The sequence below is a fragment of the Pseudomonas fluorescens genome, from assembly GCF_018614775.1.
Lineage (GTDB): Bacteria > Pseudomonadota > Gammaproteobacteria > Pseudomonadales > Pseudomonadaceae > Aquipseudomonas > Aquipseudomonas fluorescens_BY.
Genome location: NZ_JAGGOF010000086.1, coordinates 1 through 5,291, shown reverse-complemented (window position 1 = coordinate 5,291; position 5,291 = coordinate 1). Strand labels below are relative to the sequence as shown.

The window sequence follows — 5,291 nt, the reverse complement described above, 5'->3', positions numbered from 1 at the left end:
GAGTGGAGAGGTGAGTGGCAGCGTGGGCTCCCACACGTGCTTTGAGCACTCCGGGCGTTCAGCTTGCCACTCACCGCTCTCACCTTCAGTCTAATCGCAGCGCAAGACACAAGCGGGCTTGCTCGCGAAGGCGGTGTACCAGTCGGCATTACTGGTGGCTGATACACCGCTTTCGCGAGCAAGCCCGCTCCCACAGGGAATGTCAGGGTTTCTACAGGGCAGCCTGGCGCACCTGCTTTTCCAGCTCCGCCTTGAACCCCGGCTCCAGCTTGAGCTGGCGTGCCAGTTCATCGAGGTAGGACTTTTCCATGAAGTTTTCCTCGTCGACCAGCATGACGCTGGCGATGTACATCTCCGCGGCGATTTCCGGGGTGCTGGCGGCGCGGGCAACGTCGGTGGGGTCCAGGGGTTTGTTGAGTTCGGTGTGCAGCCAGTGTTGCAGCGCCTGGTCGTTGTCGAGCTTGGTGAACTCGCCTTCGATCAACTGGCGTTCACGCTCGTCCACATGGCCATCGGCCTTGGCCGCCGCCACCAGCGCCTGGAGAATCGCCTGGCTGTGCTGCTCGACCTGTGCCGGGGGCACGCGGTCCAGGGTCTGCGGTTCGGTTTTCGCGGCGCTGCCCTGCTGGGCCTGCCAGTTGCCATAGGCCTTGTAGGCGATGACGCCCAGGGCGGCCAGGCCGCCATAGGCCAATGCCTTGCCACCGAAGTTGCGGGCCTTCTTGTTGCCCAGCAACAGGCCCATGGCGCCGGCGGCCAGGGCGCCGCCACCCGCGCCAGAGAGCATGCCGCCCAGGTTGCCAGTGCTGCCACCGAGCAAGCCGCCCAGACCACCGGACGCCTTGCCCTGGGAGCCGCCAGCCTTGTTCTGCAACAGTTCCTGGCCGGACTTGAGCAGTTGATCGAGCAATCCACGGGTGTTCATTTGCCACCTCCTCGCATTCGGGTTAACCGGATCATTAAGGCCACCAGCCTAAATCGAAAGTGCCCGTTTGCTGCGGCAAGTTTGCTTCCAGATGTTGCCTGACTACGCTAGTAGCAAGCCATCAATGGCGCATCGCCCCGTTCCGACACTGCCCCGACCACAATTAAAGCAAGAGGGATTCCCATGTACGCGCACAAGACCGCATTGCTCAGCGCAATCACCATGGCGCTGCTGACCAGTGTCAGCCTCCAGGCTGCCGAACCGCCCAAGGCCATTGGCGCGGGCGAAGGCCAACTGGATATCGTCGCCTGGCCGGGCTACATCGAACGCGGCGAAAGCGACAAGGCCTACGATTGGGTGAGCGGTTTCGAGAAGGAGAGCGGCTGCAAGGTCAATGTGAAAACCGCCGCGACGTCCGATGAGATGGTCAGCCTGATGACCAAGGGCGGCTACGACCTGGTCACCGCCTCGGGCGACGCCTCGCTGCGGCTTATTGCCGGCAAGCGGGTGCAGCCGATCAACACGGCGCTGATCCCCAACTGGAAAAACCTCGACCCGCGCCTCAAGGACGCGCCGTGGTACGTGGTCAACCAGCAGACCTACGGCACCCCCTACCAGTGGGGCCCGAACGTGCTGATGTACAACACCGAGGTGTTCAAGCAGGCGCCGACCAGTTGGGGCGTACTGTTCAGCGCCCAGGACCTGCCCGACGGCAAACCGAACAAAGGCCGCGTGCAGGCCTACGACGGTCCGATCTACATCGCCGATGCGGCGCTTTACCTCAAGACCGCCAAGCCCGAGTTGGGCATCAAGGACCCATACCAACTCGACGAGGCGCAGTACAAGGCGGTGCTTGAGTTGTTGCGCGCCCAGCAACCGTTGATTCACCGGTATTGGCACGACACCACCGTGCAGATGAGCGATTTCAAGAACGAAGGGGTGGTGGCGTCCGGGGCCTGGCCGTATCAGGTCAACGGCCTGATGAACGAGAAACAGCCGATCGCCTCGACCATTCCAAAGGAAGGGGCCACCGGCTGGGCCGACACCACGATGCTCCACGCCGAGGCCAAGCACCCCAACTGCGCCTACAAATGGATGGATTGGTCGCTGCAACCGAAAGTCCAGGGCGACGTCGCCGCGTGGTTCGGCTCCTTGCCTGCGGTGCCGGCGGCGTGCAAGGGCAGTGAATTGCTGGGCGCCGACGGCTGCAAGACCAATGGCTTCGACCAGTTCGACAAGATCGCCTTCTGGAAAACCCCGCAGGCCGAGGGCGGCAAGTTCGTGCCCTACAGCCGCTGGACCCAGGACTACATTGCGATCATGGGTGGGCGGTAAGCCTCAGGCGGCGAAAAACCGGAGCTGAGCACCGCTCTTGTGCGGGAGCAAGGCTTGCCCGCAATGAAGATAAGGCAGTCTCTCGAGGAGCCGAGGCGCCTGTATCGCGAGCAGGCTTTGCTCCCACAGGTTGGGTGCACGGCAACCCAGCAACGATCCGACAGCAGTCGCGCTTTTTTGGAGCACCGCCCCATGACACTCGCAGTCCAATTCACCCAGGTCTCCCGGCAGTTCGGCGAAGTGAAAGCCGTTGACCGGGTTTCAATCGATATCCAGGACGGCGAGTTCTTTTCCATGCTCGGTCCTTCCGGTTCGGGCAAGACCACCTGCCTGCGGTTGATCGCCGGGTTTGAACAACCCAGCGCCGGTTCGATCCGCATCCACGGTGAGGAAGCCACGGGGCTTGCGCCCTATCAGCGGGACGTCAACACGGTGTTCCAGGACTACGCCCTCTTCCCGCACATGAACGTGCGCGACAACGTGGCCTATGGGCTGAAAGTCAAAGGCGTCGCCAGGGCCGAGCGCATCAAGCGCGCCGAAGAAGCCCTGGAGATGGTTGCCTTGGATGGCTACGGTGCGCGCAAACCAGTGCAGCTCTCCGGCGGCCAGCGCCAACGGGTGGCCCTGGCCCGCGCGCTGGTCAATCGTCCGCGGGTGTTGCTGCTGGATGAACCCCTGGGCGCCCTCGACCTGAAACTGCGGGAACAGATGCAGGGCGAGTTGAAAAAGCTGCAACGCCAATTGGGCATCACCTTCATTTTCGTCACCCACGACCAGACCGAGGCGTTGTCGATGTCCGACCGCGTCGCGGTGTTCAACAAGGGCCGCATTGAACAGGTCGACACCCCTCGCAATCTGTACATGAAACCGGCCACCACCTTCGTCGCCGAATTTGTCGGCACGTCCAACGTGATTCGTGGCGAGTTGGCCCGGGAACTGAGCGGTTATCCACAGCCCTTCTCGATCCGCCCCGAACACCTGCGTTTTGCCGAAGGCCCGTTGGCCATTAATGAAGTCGAAGTTCACGGTCTGTTGCATGACATCCAGTACCAGGGCAGTGCCACCCGCTACGAATTGAAGCTCGCCAATGGTCAGGTCCTGAACCTCAGCCAGGCCAACACCCAATGGGCCGACAACGGCGCTCGCCACCAGACTGGCCAGCGCCTTTCCGTGCGCTGGGCCCGCGAGGCGATGATCGCCCTGCACGACAGCGTCCCGGACGAGGCCTGAAATGAACACACCGGCCTTGAACCGGACAGCCGCGCCGGGTTCCCTGCGACGCTTTTCCAATCTGCTGTACCGACGGCCCAACCTGTACCTGTCGATGCTGCTGGTACCGCCGCTGATCTGGTTCGGCGCGATCTACCTGGGCTCGCTGCTGACCTTGCTGTGGCAGGGCTTCTACACCTTCGACGATTTCACCATGGCGGTCACGCCGGACCTGACCCTGGCGAATTTCACGGCGCTGTTCCAGCCGTCGAATTTCGACATCATCCTGCGCACCTTGAGCATGGCCATCGTCGTGTCCATCGCCAGCGCTGTCGTCGCATTCCCGATTGCCTACTACATGGCGCGCTACACCCGCGGCAAGACCAAGGCGTTTTTCTACATCGCAGTGATGCTGCCGATGTGGGCCAGCTACATCGTCAAGGCCTATGCCTGGACACTCCTGTTGGCCAAGGGCGGCGTGGCGCAGTGGTTCATCCAGCACCTGGGGCTGGGGCCGGTATTGCACTTCGTGCTGGGTGTTCCAGGGGTCGGCGGCAGCACCTTGTCGACCTCGCACCTGGGGCGTTTCCTGGTGTTCGTCTACATCTGGCTGCCGTTCATGATCCTGCCGATCCAGGCGTCCCTGGAGCGCCTGCCGCCGTCCCTGTTGCAGGCCTCGGCAGACCTGGGCGCCACACCGCGCCAGACGTTCACGCAGGTGATCCTGCCGCTGTCGATCCCAGGCATCGCCGCCGGCTCGATCTTCACCTTTTCCCTGACCCTGGGGGATTTCATCGTGCCGCAACTGGTGGGCCCGCCGGGCTACTTCGTGGGCAGCATGGTCTACGCCCAGCAAGGGGCCATTGGCAATATGCCCATGGCCGCGGCATTCACACTGGTGCCTATCGTGCTGATCGCCGTTTACCTGTCCATCGTCAAACGCCTGGGGGCTTTCGATGCACTCTGACGCTTCATCCCGAGCATCCTGGAGCCTGCGCCTGGCGGCGTGGGGCGGGCTGGTGTTTCTGCACTTTCCGATCCTGATCATCGTCCTCTACGCGTTCAACACCGAGGATGCGGCGTTCAGTTTTCCGCCCAAGGGCCTGACCCTGAAGTGGTTCAACGTCGCCTTCTCACGCCCGGACGTACTGGAGGCGATCAAGCTGTCGTTGCAGATCGCGGCCATCGCCACGCTGATCGCCATGGTGCTCGGCACGCTGGCCTCGGCAGCGTTGTACCGGCGTGATTTTTTCGGCAAGCAAGGTATTTCGCTGATGCTGATCCTGCCGATCGCCCTGCCAGGGATCATCACCGGCATTGCATTGCTGGCGACCTTCAAGACCCTGGGCATCGAGCCGGGGATGTTCACCATCGTCGTCGGTCACGCGACCTTCTGCGTGGTGATCGTCTATAACAATGTCATCGCGCGCCTGCGCCGCACCTCCCATAGCCTGGTCGAAGCGTCGATGGATCTGGGGGCCGACGGTTGGCAGACGTTTCGCTACATCATCCTGCCCAACCTGGGCTCGGCACTGCTGGCCGGCGGGATGCTGGCGTTTGCACTGTCGTTCGACGAAATCATCGTCACCACGTTTACCGCCGGCCACGAACGCACGCTGCCGCTCTGGCTGCTCAACCAACTCAGCCGCCCCCGCGACGTGCCGGTGACCAACGTGGTGGCGATGCTGGTGATGCTGGTGACCATGCTGCCGATACTGGGCGCCTATTACCTGACCCGGGGTGGCGAGAGCGTGGCGGGCAGTGGGGGGAAATGAGTCAGCCACTGACGATGATTATCCAGTGATTGGGTGGAGGCAACAAG

Annotated in this window: 5 protein-coding genes; 4 read left to right on the top strand and 1 reads right to left on the bottom strand. The window is 62.6% G+C overall.

Annotation, left to right across the window (positions count from 1 at the left end):
* Positions 1–211: 211 nt before the first annotated feature.
* On the bottom strand, positions 212–925 hold the full coding sequence (locus tag J7E36_RS20170) for a tellurite resistance TerB family protein (protein ID WP_215006865.1): 714 nt from the start codon (positions 923–925) through the stop codon (positions 212–214).
* A 183-nt stretch (positions 926–1,108) separates the two neighbouring features.
* On the opposite strand from J7E36_RS20170, the gene ydcS reads away from it, so the two are divergent.
* The 4 genes from ydcS to J7E36_RS20150 all read left to right on the top strand — a co-directional run bounded on the left by ydcS (position 1,109) and on the right by J7E36_RS20150 (position 5,244).
* Positions 1,109–2,260: a putative ABC transporter substrate-binding protein YdcS gene (gene ydcS, locus J7E36_RS20165; RefSeq protein WP_215006862.1), complete on the top strand. Its 1,152-nt coding sequence runs from the start codon at positions 1,109–1,111 to the stop codon at positions 2,258–2,260.
* Positions 2,261–2,452: 192 nt separating this feature from the next.
* Positions 2,453–3,490 carry an ABC transporter ATP-binding protein gene (locus J7E36_RS20160; RefSeq protein ID WP_215006859.1) on the top strand — a complete coding sequence of 346 codons (1,038 nt, stop codon included), beginning with the start codon at positions 2,453–2,455 and terminating at the stop codon, positions 3,488–3,490.
* A 1-nt stretch (position 3,491) separates the two neighbouring features.
* Positions 3,492–4,436 (top strand): ABC transporter permease, encoded by a 945-nt coding sequence (locus J7E36_RS20155; RefSeq protein WP_215006856.1) that lies wholly within the window; start codon positions 3,492–3,494, stop codon positions 4,434–4,436.
* A complete protein-coding gene (locus tag J7E36_RS20150) occupies positions 4,426–5,244 on the top strand; it encodes an ABC transporter permease (protein WP_215006854.1) in 819 nt (272 codons plus the stop codon). The genes J7E36_RS20155 and J7E36_RS20150 overlap by 11 nt, the downstream gene beginning before the upstream one ends.
* Positions 5,245–5,291: the final 47 nt, after the last annotated feature.

Coding starts and splice junctions, on each gene's coding strand:
- J7E36_RS20155 (WP_215006856.1), top strand. CDS start 3,492: ATGAACACACCGGCCTTGAACCGGACAGCCGCGCCGGGTTCCCTGCGA.
- ydcS (WP_215006862.1), top strand. CDS start 1,109: ATGTACGCGCACAAGACCGCATTGCTCAGCGCAATCACCATGGCGCTG.
- J7E36_RS20170 (WP_215006865.1), bottom strand. CDS start 925: ATGAACACCCGTGGATTGCTCGATCAACTGCTCAAGTCCGGCCAGGAA.
- J7E36_RS20150 (WP_215006854.1), top strand. CDS start 4,426: ATGCACTCTGACGCTTCATCCCGAGCATCCTGGAGCCTGCGCCTGGCG.
- J7E36_RS20160 (WP_215006859.1), top strand. CDS start 2,453: ATGACACTCGCAGTCCAATTCACCCAGGTCTCCCGGCAGTTCGGCGAA.